At 54.5% G+C, this 18,104-nt stretch carries 17 protein-coding genes; 4 read left to right on the forward strand and 13 right to left on the reverse strand.

Features of this window, described 5'->3' with window-relative positions:
* Positions 1-3 precede the first annotated feature (3 nt).
* Positions 4-228 (reverse strand): spore coat associated protein CotJA, encoded by a 225-nt coding sequence (locus tag AC3G2T_RS28140; protein WP_474679753.1) that lies wholly within the window; start codon positions 226-228, stop codon positions 4-6.
* 306 nt (positions 229-534) lie between these two features.
* On the opposite strand from AC3G2T_RS28140, the gene AC3G2T_RS28145 reads away from it, so the two are divergent.
* Positions 535-1,218, forward strand: coding sequence for a C40 family peptidase (locus AC3G2T_RS28145; RefSeq protein WP_488437641.1), 684 nt, complete (start codon positions 535-537; stop codon positions 1,216-1,218).
* A gap of 761 nt (positions 1,219-1,979) precedes the next feature.
* On the opposite strand, the gene AC3G2T_RS28150 is transcribed toward AC3G2T_RS28145, so the two are convergent.
* The 9 genes from AC3G2T_RS28150 to AC3G2T_RS28190 all read right to left on the reverse strand — a co-directional run bounded on the left by AC3G2T_RS28150 (position 1,980) and on the right by AC3G2T_RS28190 (position 12,823).
* On the reverse strand, positions 1,980-2,678 hold the full coding sequence (locus AC3G2T_RS28150) for an HAD family hydrolase (RefSeq protein WP_474679755.1): 699 nt from the start codon (positions 2,676-2,678) through the stop codon (positions 1,980-1,982).
* Between the two features lie 21 nt (positions 2,679-2,699).
* The gene (gene ytvI / locus AC3G2T_RS28155) at positions 2,700-3,746 is read right to left on the reverse strand and encodes a sporulation integral membrane protein YtvI (protein ID WP_474679756.1); all 1,047 of its coding nucleotides are present in this window, start codon (positions 3,744-3,746) and stop codon (positions 2,700-2,702) included.
* Positions 3,747-3,769: 23 nt separating this feature from the next.
* Positions 3,770-5,095: a hemolysin family protein gene (locus AC3G2T_RS28160; protein WP_474679757.1), complete on the reverse strand. Its 1,326-nt coding sequence runs from the start codon at positions 5,093-5,095 to the stop codon at positions 3,770-3,772.
* Between the two features lie 25 nt (positions 5,096-5,120).
* Positions 5,121-6,254, reverse strand: a complete 1,134-nt coding sequence (gene yfkAB, locus AC3G2T_RS28165) for a radical SAM/CxCxxxxC motif protein YfkAB (protein WP_488437642.1) — start codon at positions 6,252-6,254, stop codon at positions 5,121-5,123.
* Positions 6,255-6,373: 119 nt separating this feature from the next.
* Positions 6,374-8,593 (reverse strand): MMPL family transporter, encoded by a 2,220-nt coding sequence (locus tag AC3G2T_RS28170; RefSeq protein ID WP_488437643.1) that lies wholly within the window; start codon positions 8,591-8,593, stop codon positions 6,374-6,376.
* 77 nt (positions 8,594-8,670) lie between these two features.
* Positions 8,671-9,804, reverse strand: a complete 1,134-nt coding sequence (locus AC3G2T_RS28175) for an HD-GYP domain-containing protein (RefSeq protein ID WP_474679760.1) — start codon at positions 9,802-9,804, stop codon at positions 8,671-8,673.
* 140 nt (positions 9,805-9,944) lie between these two features.
* The gene (locus AC3G2T_RS28180) at positions 9,945-10,757 is read right to left on the reverse strand and encodes an undecaprenyl-diphosphate phosphatase (protein ID WP_474679762.1); all 813 of its coding nucleotides are present in this window, start codon (positions 10,755-10,757) and stop codon (positions 9,945-9,947) included.
* A gap of 109 nt (positions 10,758-10,866) precedes the next feature.
* Positions 10,867-12,327, reverse strand: coding sequence for a bifunctional metallophosphatase/5'-nucleotidase (locus AC3G2T_RS28185; RefSeq protein ID WP_488437644.1), 1,461 nt, complete (start codon positions 12,325-12,327; stop codon positions 10,867-10,869).
* A 37-nt stretch (positions 12,328-12,364) separates the two neighbouring features.
* Positions 12,365-12,823: a molybdopterin-dependent oxidoreductase gene (locus AC3G2T_RS28190; RefSeq protein WP_488437645.1), complete on the reverse strand. Its 459-nt coding sequence runs from the start codon at positions 12,821-12,823 to the stop codon at positions 12,365-12,367.
* A gap of 132 nt (positions 12,824-12,955) precedes the next feature.
* Between AC3G2T_RS28190 and AC3G2T_RS28195 the strand changes: the two genes are divergently transcribed.
* The 3 genes from AC3G2T_RS28195 (at position 12,956) to AC3G2T_RS28205 (ending at position 15,885) form a co-directional block, all read left to right on the forward strand.
* On the forward strand, positions 12,956-13,657 hold the full coding sequence (locus tag AC3G2T_RS28195) for a molybdenum cofactor biosynthesis protein (protein WP_488437646.1): 702 nt from the start codon (positions 12,956-12,958) through the stop codon (positions 13,655-13,657).
* Between the two features lie 19 nt (positions 13,658-13,676).
* Positions 13,677-14,735: a ThiF family adenylyltransferase gene (locus AC3G2T_RS28200; RefSeq protein ID WP_488437647.1), complete on the forward strand. Its 1,059-nt coding sequence runs from the start codon at positions 13,677-13,679 to the stop codon at positions 14,733-14,735.
* A 103-nt stretch (positions 14,736-14,838) separates the two neighbouring features.
* A complete protein-coding gene (locus AC3G2T_RS28205) occupies positions 14,839-15,885 on the forward strand; it encodes an HD-GYP domain-containing protein (protein WP_488437648.1) in 1,047 nt (348 codons plus the stop codon).
* A gap of 5 nt (positions 15,886-15,890) precedes the next feature.
* Here the strand turns inward: AC3G2T_RS28205 and AC3G2T_RS28210 are convergent, their stop codons facing one another.
* From AC3G2T_RS28210 to AC3G2T_RS28220, 3 genes are read right to left on the reverse strand one after another with little or no spacing between them, the layout of a single operon-like run.
* The gene (locus AC3G2T_RS28210) at positions 15,891-16,277 is read right to left on the reverse strand and encodes a DUF350 domain-containing protein (RefSeq protein ID WP_488437687.1); all 387 of its coding nucleotides are present in this window, start codon (positions 16,275-16,277) and stop codon (positions 15,891-15,893) included.
* Positions 16,277-16,906, reverse strand: a complete 630-nt coding sequence (locus tag AC3G2T_RS28215) for a signal peptide protein (RefSeq protein WP_488437649.1) — start codon at positions 16,904-16,906, stop codon at positions 16,277-16,279. The genes AC3G2T_RS28210 and AC3G2T_RS28215 overlap by 1 nt, the downstream gene beginning before the upstream one ends.
* Entirely contained in the window at positions 16,903-18,099 is a 1,197-nt protein-coding gene (locus AC3G2T_RS28220) for a glutathionylspermidine synthase family protein (RefSeq protein ID WP_488437650.1), read from the reverse strand. The genes AC3G2T_RS28215 and AC3G2T_RS28220 overlap by 4 nt, the downstream gene beginning before the upstream one ends.
* Positions 18,100-18,104 lie beyond the last annotated feature (5 nt).

Consider the following 18,104-nt stretch of genomic DNA (forward strand, 5'->3'; position numbering starts at 1 on the left):
GGCTCACGTTGGCTCCCTCCCTTCGACCATTTTCGCTTCATAAGGTCCGTACAGAGCCGGCCACAGCGTTCCGATCCTGAGAGCTTCGTAAGGACTGAACTGCGGCAATCCCGGGGGCTGAAACGTCATATATAGCTGAGGCGGCGTATTGTAAAATTTGGTGCGAATCGGCGGACAAGGATCAAAAGGGCCGACAAACGGATAGTACGCTTTGAATTGCGAATGCATGTGTATCCTCCTCTTTGCAAGCAAATTCGCATCGCTCTGCCCGCATCGGCAGAGAGGCCTATATAGAGGATATATGCGGAATAACTTGACCAAAATTCACGTTTTTCCAACATTTCCATATTGTTCGATCCATAGATTGGCCGCTACAATAAAACCATTCCATACTTGGAAAATGTTTATGACGAGGTACTGGGAGTCCGCCCGGTGAACCTGAGGTGTTTATGCAGCGTGAGCGGCACAGTAAATAGTCGTGCACAAAAGCAACTCTACCCGTCAGACTTCCAGCACAAGGAGGAGACCGCAACGATGATCGCACGCAAGCTGATTCTCGCTACAGCCGCAATCCTTATAACAGCATCCGCCGCAAATGTTATACCCGCAGTTCCCGCCTTCGCCGCGCCCACGGCATCCGTTTCCACGCTGACGCAAGGAATGAGGGGCGACTCCGTATCGACGCTCCAGCAAAACCTGAAAACGCTCGGCTACTTCACTTATCCAACGGTGACCGGCTATTATGGCGCGATTACCGCCGATTCGGTCAAAAATTTTCAAAAAGCGTACGAATTTCCCGCAACCGGCGCTGTTGACGCCGCCACCCGGACGGGTATCGATCATGCGCTTGTCAAAAACGCGTTGCTTGGCGATGCAATGAATTTTTTGCACACGCCGTATGTGTGGGGAGGCGCGGCTCCGCAGGGCTTCGACTGCTCCGGTTTTGTATACTACATGTTCAAAACCCATGGGGTTAGCATGGACCGCACGACTTCCAGCGCGCTCTACCAAATGGGAGCTCCGATTACAAAAGCCAACCTGCAGCCGGGCGACCTTGTCTTCTTTTCCGTTGCCGCCCCCGGCGCCGTCGATCACGTCGGCTTTTACATGGGAGACAACCGGTTCCTGTCCGTCACCCGCTCCGCAGGAGTTTACGCTCAAAGCATGGACAGCACCTACTGGGCACCCAAGTATGCCGGAGCGAAGCGCATCTACTAAGCACAAAAGCTAAATAAGCCCTTTCGGCCGCCAAAAAAATCCGAGTCGCTGCCGAGCGCGTTTGCAGATTATTTTTCGCTCCGACTGCCGTTGTCATCTTGCTGCGCTGAGCTTCTCCGCAAACTGCAGTGCCGTTCGTTTCGTTTAGCGGTTAGCAGCCCGAAAAGCCTGCGAAAGTGCAGGCTTTTTTCGTGAAATCAGCTCATTTTGGCAAAAAGCCTGCGAAAATGCAGGAATTCCAAGTCAAAATGGCTCTGGACCCTACTTAGCGCGGAAAAGCCTGCACAATTGCAGGAATTTCTCGCAACAAGTGTCTAAACGAGCAAAAACCTGCACTTTTGCAGGTTTTCTACACACTGCTGCGTGCTGTTGCGGCCTTCACACGCACCGCAGGCACTGCTGCGTGCTTTTGTAGCCTTCGCACGCACCGCAGGCACTGCTGCGTGCTTTTGCAGCCTTCACACGCACCAGCAGGCACTGCTGCGTGCTTTTGTAGCCTTCACACGCACCGCAGGCACTGCTGCGTGCTTTTGCAGCCTTCACACGCACCGCGGGCACTGCTGCGTGCTTTTGCAGCCTTCACACGCACTGCCGGCACTGCTGCGTGCTTTTGCAGCCTTTCCACGCACCGCAGGCAGTGCCTGTGGAGTGGCGTCCCCAACGCTATGGGTGTTTCGCAGGCTTTCCCGCCATTCCGGCCGCGGCTGCACCCGGCAAAGAAAAAGACCGCCCCTCCCCACAAAAGGTGAAGGGCGATCTTTTTACAATAAAAGATCGATAAGTTCATTCAAATGAGCAATGCTGGCCAATGGGACGGCGTCCTGCCCCTGCTTTTTGCCATATTTGTTCAGCCATATCGCTTTCATGCCGATCCGGATCGGACCGGCGACGTCCGCCTCCCACGAATCTCCGACGAATACGGATTCTTCGGGCTGCACTTGAAAGCGGTCAAGCGCCAGCCTGTAAATGCGCGGGTCCGGCTTGGCCACTCCGACCGCATTGGAGATCCACACGCTGTCCGCCGGAAACAAATCCCGCAAGCCGAGCTTGTCGAGCTTCCTTTCCTGCATATCGTGCGGGCCGTTCGTGACGATGCCGAGCCTGTACCGTTCCCCGAGCCGCAGCAGCAGCTCCCTTACACCCGGGTCCGGCTTCAGGCTGAGCAAATACCGGTCTACGAATTCGCGGTTGAACGCGTCCGCCTCCTCCGTCCGCATCGCGTATCCGTGATCGTGCAAAGTCTCGATCAGCCTGCGGCTGCGGTACTCGTCAATCGAGCAAATTCGCTGCTCATACAAGTGAAAGAGCTCGTCGCTTTTCTTTTGAAACGCGGTGAAGAAAGCTTCCGTCTCGTAGCGGCCGGTAACATCGTGCTCCGCAAACATCCGTTTCAGCACGACGTTCCACGTTTCCGAGAAATCGAACAAAGTATCGTCCAAATCGAATAAAATCAGCTTCATGCCGGAGACTTCCCCCCTCCTCTACTCCAATTTGATGTTCAGCTTCAAAAGGCCGGCGCGGCGCATAGCCTGATAAATGATGACGACGAGCGGGCCGAGAAACAAGCCCTTGATGCCCATAAGCTCAAAACCGACATACAAACTGATCAAAGCGGCCAACGCATTGATGCCCACGGCGTCGCTCAGCACTTTCGGCTCGACGATCCGGCGGAAAATCGTCAAGACCAGGAACAGCACAAGCAGGCTGATCCCCATCGCCGTATGCCCGACCAGCAGCTGATAGCCGAACCAGGGGATAAACACCATTCCCGTACCGATTACGGGCACGAATTCCATCACCATCACGACGAGCGAAATGGCGAGCGGATAGTCGGCACGCAAAATCAAAAGCCCTATGAATGTGACCATGTACGTCAAAACCGCCATAATAAGCTGGGCGCGGATAAATCCGAAAATCGCCTGCCGCAGGTTGATCAGCACGTTCTCCATTTTCGTTTTGGACTGTTCCTCGAACATCGACAGGAATGCGGCTTTCAGCTTGGGCAGACTGAACATGAACAAATACAAGGCGATGACGAATACGATCAGCCAAACGAACATGTTCGGTATTTTTCCCGCCAGACTAAGGAAAAAGCCGGAAATGCCCGTCAAAAGCTTCGTAAACGCCTGCGTCAAAGAGGTCGTGCTGCTTTCCAGCCAGCTCTGCAGTTGATCGGCGATATCCGACGGCAAGGATTCGTAAAAAATCTGCGTCTGCTTGACCGCCTGATCGACGTAACGGTTCACTTCGTTCATATAGCTCGGCGCATTGCGGGCCAGATCGATAAGCTCGGTCACGACGTTCAGCCCGATAAAATAAAACAACGCAAGCGTCAGCAGCGTGAACAGCGTGCAGACGACCGTCGCCACCGCGACCCGGTTCAGCCGCACGACGCGCATCAAAAGCACGGTGACCGGGTCCAAAAATATGGCCGCAACCAGCGCCAGCAAAAAAGGCAGCCCGACCGTAAACAATCCGTACAAAAGCAGCATTCCGAGCGCCATGATTACTACGGTTTTTAAAGACATGTGAACCCTCCGCCTATTCCGTTCTATGCTTCGCTCAGCTGAGTGTATATATGTATCCGTATGATCCGCAAGCGGTCGACTTCGGAAACCTCAAAAATATGTTTGCCGAACTCAACTTTTTTCCCTTTGACGGGAGCCCCTTCGAGCTTCTTGAACAGCCAGCCGCCGATGGAGTCGACTTCATCGTCCTCGATATCCAGATCCAGCATATCGTTCAAATCCTCGATCAGCACCCGGCCGTCGACCGAGGTGTACGTATCCTTCACTTCGATGCCGGGCCGCTCGTCGGTGTCAAATTCGTCGTGCAGCTCGCCGACGATTTCCTCCAAAATATCTTCAAGCGTCAAAAGCCCCGCCGTGCCGCCGTATTCGTCAATGACAACCGCAAGCTGGGAATGCTTTTTTTGCATAAGCTTGAGCACCCGGCTCACTTCCATGGACTCCGGCACGTTCAGGATCGGGCGAATGAAAGTTTGCAAATCCTGCTCCTCGTCGGGGTCGGCCGTCAGCAAATCGGCAATATGGACGAAGCCGACGATCTGGTCTTTATCCTCCACCCCGACAGGGTACCGGGTATGCTTCGTTTCATGCACGATTTGCAGGTTTTCATAAAAGCTCAAATCGAGAAACAGGCAGTCCATATCCGTGCGGGGCAGCATAACTTCCCGCGCCATCCGTTCCGAGAATTCGAAGATGTTGTCAAACAACGCCATTTCGTCTTGGTCGATATGTCCGCTTTTCACGCTCTCATCCATTAATATCCGGATTTCTTCCTCCGTATGCGCGGCTTCGTGCTCGCTCGCCGGCTCTACGCCCAGCCATCTCAGAAAAGCGTTCGCCGCCCCGTTGAGCAGCCAAATAATCGGCCGGAATATTTTATAAAAAAACAACAGCGGCGCGGATAGCCAGAGCGAGGTCGTCTCCGCTTTTTGGATGGCGAGCGATTTGGGCGCAAGCTCTCCGAGCACGATGTGCAAAAAAGTAATAATCGCGAACGACACGACGAACGACAGCGTTTGGGTGTACACGGACGGCTCGATATGCAGAGCATACAGCAGCGGCTGGATGATCAGCTCCGAGACGGCCGGCTCCCCGACCCAGCCGAGTCCCAGCGAAGCGAGCGTAATGCCGAGCTGGGTGGCCGACAAATAAGTGTCCAGTTGGTTCGTGACCGCCATCGCGTATTGAGCCCTGTTGCTCCCTTCATTGACAAGCTGCTGCAGCCTGGACTGCCGCACCTTGACCAGCGCAAACTCGGCCGCTACGAAAAAGCCGTTCAGCAGCACCAGCACGAGCACGAGCGCCAAATTTAAGAATATACGGTCGGGTTCGAACGAAGTATGTTCCAACGAAAAGGATCTCCTTTAAAAAAGATTAAATGATAGCTTTTCGGCTTTTGAAATCCACGTTCCGGTAATACGATTCCGCCACCAGCAAATTCGGCCCGCAGCAGTCGGCGGCGCTGCAGTAGCAGTTGACGCGCAGGTTGAGCGGATGGCTTTCCCATCTGGCGAATATCGTATCGAGATCGTCCCGGTACACGCTGCCCAGCGGCGGCTCATTGGCAAAATCGGTGACGTACACGTCTCCGGTGAACAAATTCACGTTCAGCCGGTTGCGGCCGTCCGGGTCGTTGCGCATCGTTACGTTCGGCTCGCTTCTTAGCCTTTGAATCAGCTTGCGGTCCTGTTCTTCCTCGTTGCAAGCAAAGAACGGCAAAGTGCCGAACAGCATCCAGAGCTCCTGATTCCGGCTGTCCAGCAGCCGGTGTATGGCGCCGCGGAGCTGCTCAAGCGACAGCATCGGCAGATGCGCGGCAAAGGAGCTCGGGTACATCGGATGAACCTCGTGGCGCCTGCAGCCCATCTCTACGATCAGTTTGTGGATATCGGGCAATTTTTCATGCGTCCGGGTATTGATCATCGATTCGGCGGAGACGTACAGCCCGCCTTTGCTCAGCGCGACCGTATTTTCGACCATCCGCTCATACATCCGCGAAGCCGTCTCTAGACTGACCGGATGGCTGCTGTTCACGAACCCGACCCGATGAAAATCTTCCGCATTCAAATAATTGAACGAGATATGCATCACGTCGAGATAAGGAGCGATCAGCTCGTATCTGGCCAAATTCAGCGTCAGGTTCGAGTTAATCTGCGTGCGAATTCCCCGTTCGCGGGCGTATTTCAGAATCGGCAGCATGTACTCTTTGACCGTTTTCTCATGGTATGACGGCTCTCCGCCGGTTAGACTGATCGTCTCCAAATGTTCGACCCGGTCGAGCAGCCTGAGCATCTCGGCAACCGGAATTCGCGGTCCTTCCGTCATCGTCAGGGAATCCCCGACCGCGCAGTGCTCGCAGCGCATATTGCAAAGGTTCGTGATCGTTAACTCCACGCTCGTCAATACATGTTTGCCGTACTTTCGATACGACCGCAGCGGATCCCACGGATCGTACGCCGGGGACAGCTCCGGCAGCAGCGGGCTGGCCGCTTGTGCATTTATATTCATGCTGTTTACACCTGACCTATCGTTTCCTTGATTTAGCCGGCATCTTATTGTGCCTAATTCTATGACCTATATTGTAACTTATGCAAAGTAAAAAGTGAAACATGCCTCCCTCGCTCGCACTAGCCCCCGCGCTCCGAAATCCTGCGCTTTTTTACCCAGCGGGGCGCCCACCAGTTCGCTTTGCCCAGCAGCTTCATAAGCGCGGGCACGAGCATGACGCGGATGACGGTCGCATCGATCAGGACGGCCAGCCCGAGACCGAGCCCCAATGCCTTCATAATTTCGATGTCCGTGAAAATAAAGGAGCCGACCACGACGACCAAAATAAACGCCGCGCTCGTAATCAAGCTTCCGGTTTTTGTCAGGCCCGCGGCCGTGCTCGCTTCGTTGTCTCCGGTGCTTTCGTACTCCTCCATAATCCGCGAAATAAGAAACACCTCGTAATCCATCGAAATCCCGAACACGATGCAAAAAATAATGACGGGCAGCGTTGCGCTGACATACCCGATGGAAGTAATCCGCAGCATGTCCGACAAATAGCCGTATTGAAAAATAAGCACGACGATGCCCAAGCTCGCCCCCAGGCTCAGCATATTCATGAGCACGGCTTTAAGCGGAAGGAGCACCGAACGAAAAGCCAGCAGCAGTACGATATACGTAATGCCCATTACAAAAGCCAGCACTTCGGGGATGCGGCTCTGAATCCGGTCGATAATGTCCAGACGATACGCGGGACCCCCGGTTATCTCGATATCCAGGCCGTCCGGGTCCAGTTTGCGCAAATCCCTGACAAGCCCATCGGTTGCAGGGTCGTCCGGGTCCTGCCGGGGGGTTACGACCATGAGCGCGGTATGCGCTTTTGCCAGCTTGCCCTGTTCGATCGGCGCCCTTGCAGACGGTGAGGCCAGCACCGCCGCCAGCTCTGCGTCGGAAAGCCGGCCAAACGGGCTGATATAGCTGCTCACCTCCCGGACGCCGGAGATTGCCGCCACTTTGCTCTCCAGTCCGCGCACCTGCCGAATCGCCTCCTCCTCCCAAACCTCCGCTCGCGTGCGGATGAGAATCTGGATCGGATTCAGCTTCCGTGAATCGTACGCCGTCTTCATCAGATCCGATCCGTACCGGGATTCGTAGGCCGGAGGAAGCACCTCGGCGTTCGGCACGCTGAGCTTCATCGAGCCGATCGGCGTCATCGTGTATATGAGCGCGCCGCCGACAACAACGATCAGCAGCAGCGGGCGTTTCATGACGCCGTACGCCACCTTCTCCCAGAAGAGGGAAGTCCTTTCCTTGCGGAACCGCCGGGGGATGATCTGCAGGGCGTTTATTTTGTGCCCCAGGACGGCAAGCAGGGCGAGCAGCACCGTATTGGCGGCGATGACGGAAATGGAAACGACGATCACGCCGCCAAGGCACAGCGAGCGAAAAAAAGTGAGGTCCACGAACAGCATGCCGAGCAGACCGATCAATACCGCGATGCCGGAAAAAAATATCGATTTGCCGGCCATATGGCAGGTCATGGCCACGGCTTCGGCCACCCCGGGCTGCTTGCCCAGCTCCTCCCGGTAGCGGCTCACGAGAAACAGCGCATAATCGAGGCCAACCGCCAGCCCCAGCATCGTCACCATGTTCGGTAAAAAGTTGGACAACGATTGATGCTGGGCAATAAAATAAGTAATTCCAAGCGTCAGCGTAACACTCATTATGCCTACGACGAGCGGGAGCATCGCCGCCACCAAAGTGCCGAATACCACAAGTAAAACAAGCAGCGCAATCGGCAGACCTATCGCTTCCGATTTGGCGATATCGCGTTTGCTGGCTTCCTGCATATCGTACAGAATGGCCGGTCCGCCGGTGACATACACATTCATTCCCGCAGGCGGGATGACTCTTTGCTTGATCTCCGGGAATTTTTCCAACGCCTCGTTCGTTTCCAGATTGAGCGGCACGGCTGCGGCCTGAACGTCGCGACGACCTTCCAGACGCGGAACGCCGGATAAGCTGATTTGTCCGACATAGGGCAGCTTGCCGAGCTCTTTCAGCGAGTTCAGAACCGCCTGCTGATTCCGCTGCTCCGTGAAATCGTATCCTTTGCCCGTATATACCAGGTTCAGCAAAGTGACGGGAAGCCCCAGTTCCTGCTGTAGCCCGGCGAGCCCGCGGTCGGATTCGCTGCCTTTCGGCGTAAAGCCGTTATCTTTGAGCAGGCCGGGCGTCTTTTGAGCAAAGAACGCAAATCCGAGAAGCAGCACAAGGCCGGCGATTAACACCGGCCACCTGAATCGGTGCATCGCATAGCCCCATCGCCAAAAGCTCCCTTTCGATTCCGTATTCCTCACGTCAACCCCTCCGGATCCGACAAAATAAGAAAGAACCCGGTTTCCCAGGTTCTTGATTCGTTAGCTTATATTGTATCTCAAAAAATCGTAGGTATGCCTTTGTCGGATGCAACTTCTCCCACATGCGTATCTCCGACATCCGTTATGAGAATGTTCAGCTTTACGGACAGATCGATTTCGTACGGCTCTTTCAAATCTTGACCGGATTCATCCTGCAAAATACGGACAACGGGACGGTGCGGAACCGTAATGTGCAGTTTGGATACGATTCCGGACTCGCCCGTATTCAAGCGCACCGGAATTCCGAGCGGATAGATGGCGACTTTGTCCCGGAAGAGCGCGATTTTGCTCTGATCGTACATCGTGCCGGACCCTGCGAACAACTGCTCCATCGCTTGATGAGGCAGCATCGGACGGCGGTACACCCGCATGGTCGTCATCGCGTCATACGAATCCACCAAGCCGATCCAGCGGGCGAACTCGTGAATGTCATTTCCGTGAATGCCCCGCGGATAACCGCTGCCGTTGATCCGTTCGTGATGCTGTAAGGCGCAATGGGCGGAAACGAGCGGAATGTTGGGTTCTTCTTTCAGGATATTGAACCCGTAGGTCGTATGGTTCTTCATCTCGTCGAATTCCTCGTGGGTTAATTGCGACGGCTTGCGTAAAATGTCCAATGGAATTTTGGTCTTGCCGATATCGTGAAGCAGCGCCCCGACTCCGAGCGCCACGAGATTGTCGCGGTTGTAGCCATAGCTGATTCCGAGCATGGTTGCATAAATGCTTACGTTCAATGAATGCTGAAACAAGTAATTGTCCGTAATATTCATATGATTCAGCATGACCATCGCTTCCTGATGACTGCTTACATCGTCGATAATCATCGCCATCACTTCGCGGAATTTGCGCCCCAAATCATAATAGCTGACAGCGCTGCGCTTATGCGAATTCTCCATCATGCTGCGGAACGTGCTGCGAATTTCGTGTATCGCTTTTCTTCTCGTCTCTTCCTGTATCAAATCAGGCTGTATGATATCATCCGTACGCGGATCCGCTATGTATATATAGTCGATGCCGTAGACGAAAAGCCTTTCTATAAGTCGCTCCGTAAGCTCTACATTCACAGCGAGCAGAACCAGGCCCTCTTCGTTGTAAATATTTTTGGCCAGCCTCATTCCCGGTTTACACATGTTGATCGGCATTAAGCGCATTTTGCTTCCCTCGCTTAGGTGAAAGACTCTGGCAAATTTTATTTCATCTTTCTTCTAAATGTAATAGATTTCATAAAAAAGAGCAATAGAAAAACCGCACCATTCGGCACGGTTCGATCTAGTTCTAAGGTACAATTTTTTTACAAATACAAGTATAAAGCAAAAATAATGGCAACGATAAAGCGATAGTAGGCAAAATATGTAAGCTTCATGCGCTGCACCAGTCTGATGAACGTTACGACCGCCAGCAGTGCGACGATGAACGAAACGAAGAAGCCTGTAAGGAAAAATCCAAGATAGTCAATGGACAAAGACGAATGGTTCTTGAGCACATATATGCCGGAAGCCCCGAACATGACCGGGATCGCCATAATAAACGTAAAATCCGCAGCGGCCGCCCGGCTTACTCCCGAGAGCATGCCGCCGGCAATCGTCGATCCGGATCGGGAAAATCCCGGCCATATGGAAAGCAGCTGCCACATACCGATGAAAAATGCCTGCTTGTACGTCAAATCGTCCATCACTTCGGTAGACGGGCGTTCTTTTCGTTTCTCGCCGAGTATCAGAAGAATACCGCCCAACACGAGACCGACCAGCACCGTTGTTGCATTGAACAGATACTTATCGACATAATCGTTGAAGAGTACGCCGATTACGCCCGCAGGCAAAATGCCGACCAGAATGTGCAGCAGGTTCAGCTTTCTCCCGGTAGGGCTGTCGCTTTTTCTGCGGATCAATCCGAACAGCGACAAAATCCGTTTCCAATAAATCAGCACGACGGCCAAAATAGCTCCCAATTGAATAAAAAAGTTAAACGTCTGGATGACCGGGTCGTTATCGTTAATTTTCATCAAGTTTTGAGTCAGGATCATATGTCCTGTCGAGGATACGGGCAAAAATTCGGTTAATCCTTCCACAATGCCAATAATAAATGCTTCCCAAATGTGGTACATGGCTTCCCCCTTCGAATAGTTCGTTTATGGTAATCTCCTGTCCGATTATATATTCTACCTAACTATATGCATATCTGACAATACATCCGACAAAGATCGTCAATTGGAACTATTCTTCCGCAAAATTCGCGCGGCTTCGGTCCGTGAACCGCTGGTCCCCGCAGCTCTTGACCGCCTCTTCGTCCCGAAGCTGCGCGGCCAGCACATCCCGGATAAACTCCGGGAGCATATATTCGATGTCGCTGCCCTTGCCCAGCGACATATAGCCGGAGCCGAACGTGAACATGTCGATCGTACCGATCGTATATTCGCGGTCCGGCTCCAGCGGCTCGCCGCCGACTGTCGCGGCGATTACGCGTTCGTAAGGCGGGCGGGAGCTGTCCGTTTCGACGCGCATGCCGTCGACGCACAGAACGCCCAGCACCTCGCCCCGGAAGCCGTAGCCCCGTATCGGCTTCTCCATAAATTCGCCAAGCAGCGACTCTTCGAGCGCTTGCAGCAGATTGGCCCCGCTGAGCCGCAGGCGGCAGGGGTTGATCGGCCCCGGGCAGATTTCCAGCAGCCGCCCGCGGGTAATGCGCCCCTCCTTCAGCCCCTGAAGGAGCTGGCCGCTGTTGACCAGCCCGATCTCGGCGCCGGTCCATCGGCGAAGCCCCGCGGCAAGCAAGTTGCCCAGCGGGGACTCGCCGTACCAATCAAGGCGCAGCGGCTGCCGCAGCCGCGCGACTTCCTCGTCCAGCGCGGCGGCGCTAGACTTGCGGTAGCTCTCCAGCAGCGCGGTGACGCTGCTGTCTTCGGCGGCGCCGTCCATCGGCACGACGACGCCGCGGAGCTCGGCGATCCGGCGGCCGGCCGGATCGTAGGCAAGATCGATGCGGCCGGTGTAAGCGCCGAACTTGCCGGCCGCGGCAATATAGGTGCCGCCGATCAAGAGCGGCTCCTCGAGCAGATGGTGCGTATGGCCGCCGAGGATCAGGTCGATGCCTTCCAGTTCCTCCGCCATGTGCTGATCCATCCGCAGTCCCAGATGGGACATGACGACGAAGAGATCCGCCTGCGGCCGCAGCCGCTCCGTCATCTCGGCGACGGCTTGCAGCGGCTCGGCAACGTGCCAGCCAAGCAGCTCGTAGTAGTCGGTATAAGCGGCCGTGACGCTGATCAAGGCGATCCGCAGCCCCGACTTATGAACGATCAAATACGGAAGCATCCAGTCCGGCGTCCGGTTCGTTGCCGCATCCAGCACATTGCTGGCGATGACCGGAAACCGGGCATGCTCGCGAAATACGGCGCCAAGCGCATCCGGGGTAAAAGTAAGCCCTTCGTTGTTGCCCACAGCCATCGCTTCGTAGCCGGTGGCGTTCATAATCTCCACGTTCGCAACCCCGCCGGTGCCTTCCGTTTCCGGCCGCATCCGGTCCATGTGGTCTCCGATATCGAGCGCCAGCACTTGATCCGCAGGCAGCGAGCTTCGTACGCTTTGAAAGTACGCGCTGATTTTCGGCATCTGTTCAAAATGGCTGTGTATGTCGTTCGTATGCAAAATGACTAGTTTGCGCAGCCCACTAACCAATACGTTCACCTCCTGGGATCTATCCGACGAATTCCGCTCATTTCTTGAATTTCAGCTCATCCGGAGATACCGAATTTTTGAAGCCGAATGCCGCTTTGTTCCCCAGCCCCGCATCATGGAGAAACCATATGCTGACGACGCTCTTGACATTCAGGCATTCGCTGCTACCGTCCGGAACGTACAGCCGGATCGGATACCCCTTGCTCAGCGGCTCGCCGTCCTGGGCATACAAAAACAACGCCCGGTCGGCCTGGGACCACGGAATCAAAGCCTGGAATTCATCGGCGGCCTCGACTTTCAGATGGGTAGGCTGCGGAGCATCCGTCGCCCCGTGCTTTTGCCTCCATCCCTGATACCACGATTTCAGATCAAAAGCTTCTCCACGCACGGCCGGAACCCGCTCCTCCAACGGCAAGCTCAGCTCGGCCAGGGCCGCCATCTCCTCCACGGCAAACACCTCGGCGGCTATATGCTTGTCTTTCACTTGTATGCTCATTCGCTCTCCCATATACGTCAGTTCCCTTCTTTCTGTACGGCAGATTGCCTGACATGCCTCATTATACCATTTTCCCGCAAAAATATGATATGCTGTAGGGAATCGACATCAAGCCAAGAGGTGCACACAGCCATGAGAGTAACCATACAGCTCTTCGCAGGTCTCGCGGATCTGCTGGAAACTTCCGTCCTTACTATGGAAACGGAACAGGAAACTGTATCTATAGCACAATTAAAACAGCTCATCGCCGAACGGCATCCGGCCGCTGCAGTCATGCTGCACGCCTGTTTTGTCGCCAAGAACCAGGCCTACGCCGGCGAAGAGGAGACCGTCTCCGAGAACGACGAGCTGGCTCTGATCCCTCCCGTGTCGGGCGGGCAGCCGGAGCCTTCGAAATATGCGGTTACGTTCGACGCCATCGATGCGGCGGAGGTGGCCGGCAAAGTTAACCACCCGAATCACGGCGCTTCTCTCGTTTTTATCGGGACAACCCGGGAAATGACCGCCGGACAGCGGACGGTGCTTCTGGAATACGAAGCTTATGTGCCTATGGCCATCAAGACGATGGAAGCGATCGGCGGGGAAATTGGCGCCAAATGGCCGGGGGCGCTGTGCGCCATTACGCATCGGCTGGGCAAAGTCGCGATCGCCGAAGCAAGCGTCGTGATCGCCGTGTCAACACCCCATCGGGCGGACTGCTACGAAGCGAGCCGCTATGCCATCGAGCGTTTAAAACAGACGGTTCCGATCTGGAAAAAAGAAATTTGGGAGGACGGTTCGGAGTGGAAAGGCAGCCAGACCGGCACCTGGAATCCGCTGAAACAACCGGACTGACTGCAAGAGGTGAACATTCATGCAAATAGATAACGGTTTGGAACAGGCCGTGGATCCCCGTTATTCCCGGCAGACGCTGTTTGCTCCGATCGGAACGGCAGGTCAAAAAAAATTGAACGTCAGCAGGGTCGCCATCGTCGGCATGGGCGCGCTCGGAACTGTGCTTGCCAATCATATGGTGCGCGCCGGAGTCGGGTATGTGCGTCTGATCGACCGCGATTTCGTCGAGGCCAGCAATTTGCAGCGCCAAATGCTGTACGATGAGGAAGACGCCGCCTCCTCGATGCCCAAGGCGGTTGCAGCGGCAAGGCGGCTGCAGAGCGTCAACTCTCTCGTTGCGATCGAGCCGCACGTCGTCGACCTCAATCCTTTGAATGCGGAGCAGCTGCTCGGAGGCGTGGACATTATTCTGGACGGTTCCGATAATTTCTCCGTCCGCTTTCTCATCAACGACGTCAGCAGCAAGCTCGGCATCCCCTGGATCTACGGTGGAGCCGTCGCTTCGAGAGGCGTCGCTTTGACGATTCGGCCCAAGCATACCCCTTGCCTGCGGTGCCTGTTTCCGCAAGCCCCCGCTGCCGGAACGGCGGAAACGTGCGATACGGCCGGCGTCATCGGCGGCATTATCCATGTCGTGGCTTCTTTTCAGGCTACGGAAGCGATCAAATATCTCGTAGGGGATCTGGAGCATTTGAATGACCGCATGCAGCAATGGGACTTGTGGTTCAATCACAATTCCTCCATTAACGTTGCGGGCGCGCGCAAGCCGGATTGTCCCGCCTGCGGTAAAGGGCATTACGACTATTTGGATGCCATGCACGACAGCGACGTCATCCAGACGCTTTGCGGACGCGACTCCGTGCAAATCCATCCGGTAGTCCCTTCGTCCCTGACCCTCGAACAGTGGGAAGAAAGACTTACGCCGCTGGGTCCTACGGAGCGAAACCGCTTTTTGCTCAAATTTCAGGCCGGTCCCGAAGTCACGCTCGTCATTTTCCCGGACGGACGCGTTCTGGTGCAAGGTACGAGCGACCTGACGCATGCCAAAAGTCTTTACAGCCGCTACATTGGAATGTAAAAAACGCAAAAACTCATCCTTGCTTATTGCCAACTTCTAGGAGTAGCTGATACTATAACTATATACCTACTTTAGATATATAGGCTGTAGAAAGGACTTACTTATGCGCACACATGTCTTACAGCTAGTAGTTGGCGATACTTTGATGAGCGACACCTACAATGCCGCGGGATTGAATCTCCTGTCGGCCGGAACCTCGCTCAGCGGCAGCGATATCCATCTGCTAAACATGCACAATGTCGACTATGTTGACATTTTTCCGAGAAGCGCGGATGGAGCAGAACCTGATGAAACCGCTGACATTGAAGCAAGCCCCGCACAATCCCTTGGTTTTCAAAGTGCTATTGATGGATTCAAAGATCTGTTTGGCAAAGCCGGCTCCGGTAAGCTCATTGACAATGAAGCGATCGAGGCCTCTTTCAATCCGCTGATCGACTCGTGTCGGAACGAAAAAGATGTCGTCTCTCTGCTGCTTTCTTTAAACAGCCCGGATGACTACACCTATCAGCACAGCGTACAAGTAGGCATGCTTTCCTATTACATCGCCAAATGGATGGAAAAATCGGAAAAAGAAGCTCTATACATAGGTAAGGCCGGCTATCTCCACGATATCGGCAAAAGCAAAATCGACCCGAGCATTTTGCAAAAGCCCGGCAAGCTTACCAATGACGAATACGATGAAGTCAAAAAACATACGATTTACGGCTTTGAAATCATTCGCGATTCCTTGCAGGAACAGGCTATCGCCCTGGCTGCCCTGCAGCATCACGAACGCATTAACGGCACCGGTTATCCGCTGCGCAAAATCAACAAGGACATTCATTCCTACGCCCGTATCGTCGCGGTTGCAGACGTCTACAGCGCGATGATCAACAACCGTGTGTACCAGGAAAAACGCGATCTGCTGTACGTCCTGAAGGAACTGCACCGCATGAGCTTCGGCGAGCTGGACCCGCAAATTACGCAAGTTTTCATACGGCACATGATTCCTAACTTTATCGGCAAAAAAGTGTTGCTAAGCGACGGAAGAACCGGAAAAATCATCATGACCAACCCTTCCGACTTCTTCCGGCCGCTCGTTAAAATCGAAGACGAGTTTCTCGACTTGTCTCAGCTTGGCGATGTAGAAATCACGCAAATCGCCATGTAGCCTTATCAGACGATCAGGCTGCTGACCGTCAAAGCGATCCCGACATAGACGGCCGCAAGCATCGTCCCTACGGCAACATTGCCTTGGCGAAGCTGGTCCGACAGCTTGACGCCCGGCGTCAGCCAGTCAAACACCCAGTAAGCCGCAATCAAACATACATACCCTACCGCGAACCACAGGCTCATATGCAAGATCGAGGAGTTCGTATACGCCGCAATCGCAAGCACAATGGACGAGGCAACGAACTTGCCTCCCATTGTAATGCCTACGGCCAGATTGCCGTTATTGATTTCTTCCATATCGCGGTAGGGAGTCATTAGACTGAACAAATACATCCCGGCGAATTGAAGCAATACGATGACGAAAAAGCTAAGTACAAGATTCCATACCATCAATCTGCCCACCCCCTGAATTTTGCCATTGCTTGATCGTAATCGCCGTAATCGTGAACTTCTTCCAAAATAACGTCCACCTGCTTTTTATCCTTAAGGCTGGTATAGCGGTCCTCTCCGATCGGCTGCTTGATCTTTTGCCCCGTCGGCAAATCCGCTACCGCAAAATAGCGGTATTTTCCGTCCAACTCCGTTTTGTACACGCCTACCAGGTCCACCGTGGTCTTCACTTCCTTTTTCAACTCGGACAAATCCTTCTCCGCATCTTCCTTGGTCTTGAATGTTTTGATCGGCTTCCATTGCGACAGTGTCACATCGTTCCGGCCCTCAGCGTCCGTTTTCATGCTTGCATTCATATAATTAAGCACCCAAGCCTGATCGCCGGTCGCAAAATTTTGATCATTGGAAATCCGTTCATTGTTCGGCAGCAGCAGCATATCCCCGTCCAGCAAGTCGCCGACTTTGCCTTCCGTTACCCGATAGTCCCACGGAATCTCACTGCCGCCGGCTCCCGAAGCGGCTTTGTCCTGATCCGGCGATTTGCTGCCGTTAGCGACGACGAAAAACCCTATAATGAAAATGATGGCTGCAAAGACTCCCGCCATGAGCCAAAATCGATTTTGCTTCAAGTTGATTTCACTCCTATCGCTACAAAATGGCTCGAATTCCCGGTGATGATCCCGCCTGCGCGGCCCAGCAGACCGCAAGGCTCGCCGTTCAGCACGAACAATCCGGTGAGCAGATGCAGCTCTGCATGATGAAAAGCCAGCTTGGGCAAATCCGCACGCTGCTGGTAAACTCTTTGAAAAAACACACTCGTGTCGAATCCCGCCTCGTCCTTTGTCTCCAGCGCGCCTTCCGCATCGTAAAGCTCCACGGAACCGCCCTCCCGGCCGAACATCGACTTGGACACGTATCCGCCGTCCAGCACGGGCATCGTATAAGTAGCCAGCATGTAAGCTTGAATGACCGAATGTTCCTCTTCCGTGAATAGGTCGGCGCCAAGCTCATGAAGCCCCCAAATAACGGCCTGCAGCCCTTTTGATTGCAAAATGACTGCATGGAGCGGATTAAACAAGCTGAGGTGTCCCTCTTCCAGCGAATAGGCCAGCGCTTCGCCGCCGTCGTCGATGCCCATCCATTCTTTCGGATACAGGGCGAACATGGTTTGAATCGTGTGCTCCTCCCCGACTTTCACGACGCCTTCGTCGATCCATAAATCGAGACAATCGACGCACGTTATTGTCCGTCCGCTATGGGCGACAAGAGCGTCTATCGTCCCCGAGTCCTCCGCATGACGGCCGTAAGCGACGCATGCCGCATAATCGGGGGCTTCCGCTTCCCAGGCCTGGCGCACGAGCTCTTTCATGCCACTGTTAGGCGAGTCGATTCCATACTGCGCGCACATCCACGGCGTCGCCATCGAGGCTTCGATGTAGCCCGTCGGTGTGTCGGCATTAAGCTCCAACAGTTTGATGCCGCCTTCTTGATCGACGGCGAAATCGAACCGCGCATACCGGCTCAAAAGCCCCGGACCGTTCGGCTCGAGGCGGTCCAAGCCGTCCCACAGCACTTCCGGGATGGAGAGCGCTGCATACAGATCCCGCCGCCCAAGGACGAATCGCGCAGCTTTGTCAAAAACGATCCAAAGCTTTCCCGCGGCGGCCAGCAATTCCTCGTACGTGCCGTGGTCCATCGCGACGAGTTGGTCAATCCAGTAGGCTTCCTGTTCCAGATCCGCCCAAGTAAAGCCGAGCTCGGCAAGCTGCTTCACCCGGCTGCTCCGATCGGGAGAAGGAGTGCCCATAACTTCATACGCCATTTTCG

It is taken from the genome of Paenibacillus sp. sgz302191 (genome assembly GCF_057749925.1).

Coding starts and splice junctions, on each gene's coding strand:
- AC3G2T_RS28150 (WP_474679755.1), bottom strand. CDS start 2,678: ATGAAGCTGATTTTATTCGATTTGGACGATACTTTGTTCGATTTCTCG.
- AC3G2T_RS28180 (WP_474679762.1), bottom strand. CDS start 10,757: ATGTACCACATTTGGGAAGCATTTATTATTGGCATTGTGGAAGGATTA.
- ytvI (WP_474679756.1), bottom strand. CDS start 3,746: ATGTCTTTAAAAACCGTAGTAATCATGGCGCTCGGAATGCTGCTTTTG.
- AC3G2T_RS28140 (WP_474679753.1), bottom strand. CDS start 228: ATGCATTCGCAATTCAAAGCGTACTATCCGTTTGTCGGCCCTTTTGAT.
- AC3G2T_RS28200 (WP_488437647.1), top strand. CDS start 13,677: ATGCAAATAGATAACGGTTTGGAACAGGCCGTGGATCCCCGTTATTCC.
- AC3G2T_RS28205 (WP_488437648.1), top strand. CDS start 14,839: ATGCGCACACATGTCTTACAGCTAGTAGTTGGCGATACTTTGATGAGC.
- yfkAB (WP_488437642.1), bottom strand. CDS start 6,254: ATGAATATAAATGCACAAGCGGCCAGCCCGCTGCTGCCGGAGCTGTCC.
- AC3G2T_RS28210 (WP_488437687.1), bottom strand. CDS start 16,277: ATGGTATGGAATCTTGTACTTAGCTTTTTCGTCATCGTATTGCTTCAA.
- AC3G2T_RS28195 (WP_488437646.1), top strand. CDS start 12,956: ATGAGAGTAACCATACAGCTCTTCGCAGGTCTCGCGGATCTGCTGGAA.
- AC3G2T_RS28220 (WP_488437650.1), bottom strand. CDS start 18,099: ATGGCGTATGAAGTTATGGGCACTCCTTCTCCCGATCGGAGCAGCCGG.
- AC3G2T_RS28175 (WP_474679760.1), bottom strand. CDS start 9,804: ATGCGCTTAATGCCGATCAACATGTGTAAACCGGGAATGAGGCTGGCC.
- AC3G2T_RS28145 (WP_488437641.1), top strand. CDS start 535: ATGATCGCACGCAAGCTGATTCTCGCTACAGCCGCAATCCTTATAACA.
- AC3G2T_RS28190 (WP_488437645.1), bottom strand. CDS start 12,823: ATGAGCATACAAGTGAAAGACAAGCATATAGCCGCCGAGGTGTTTGCC.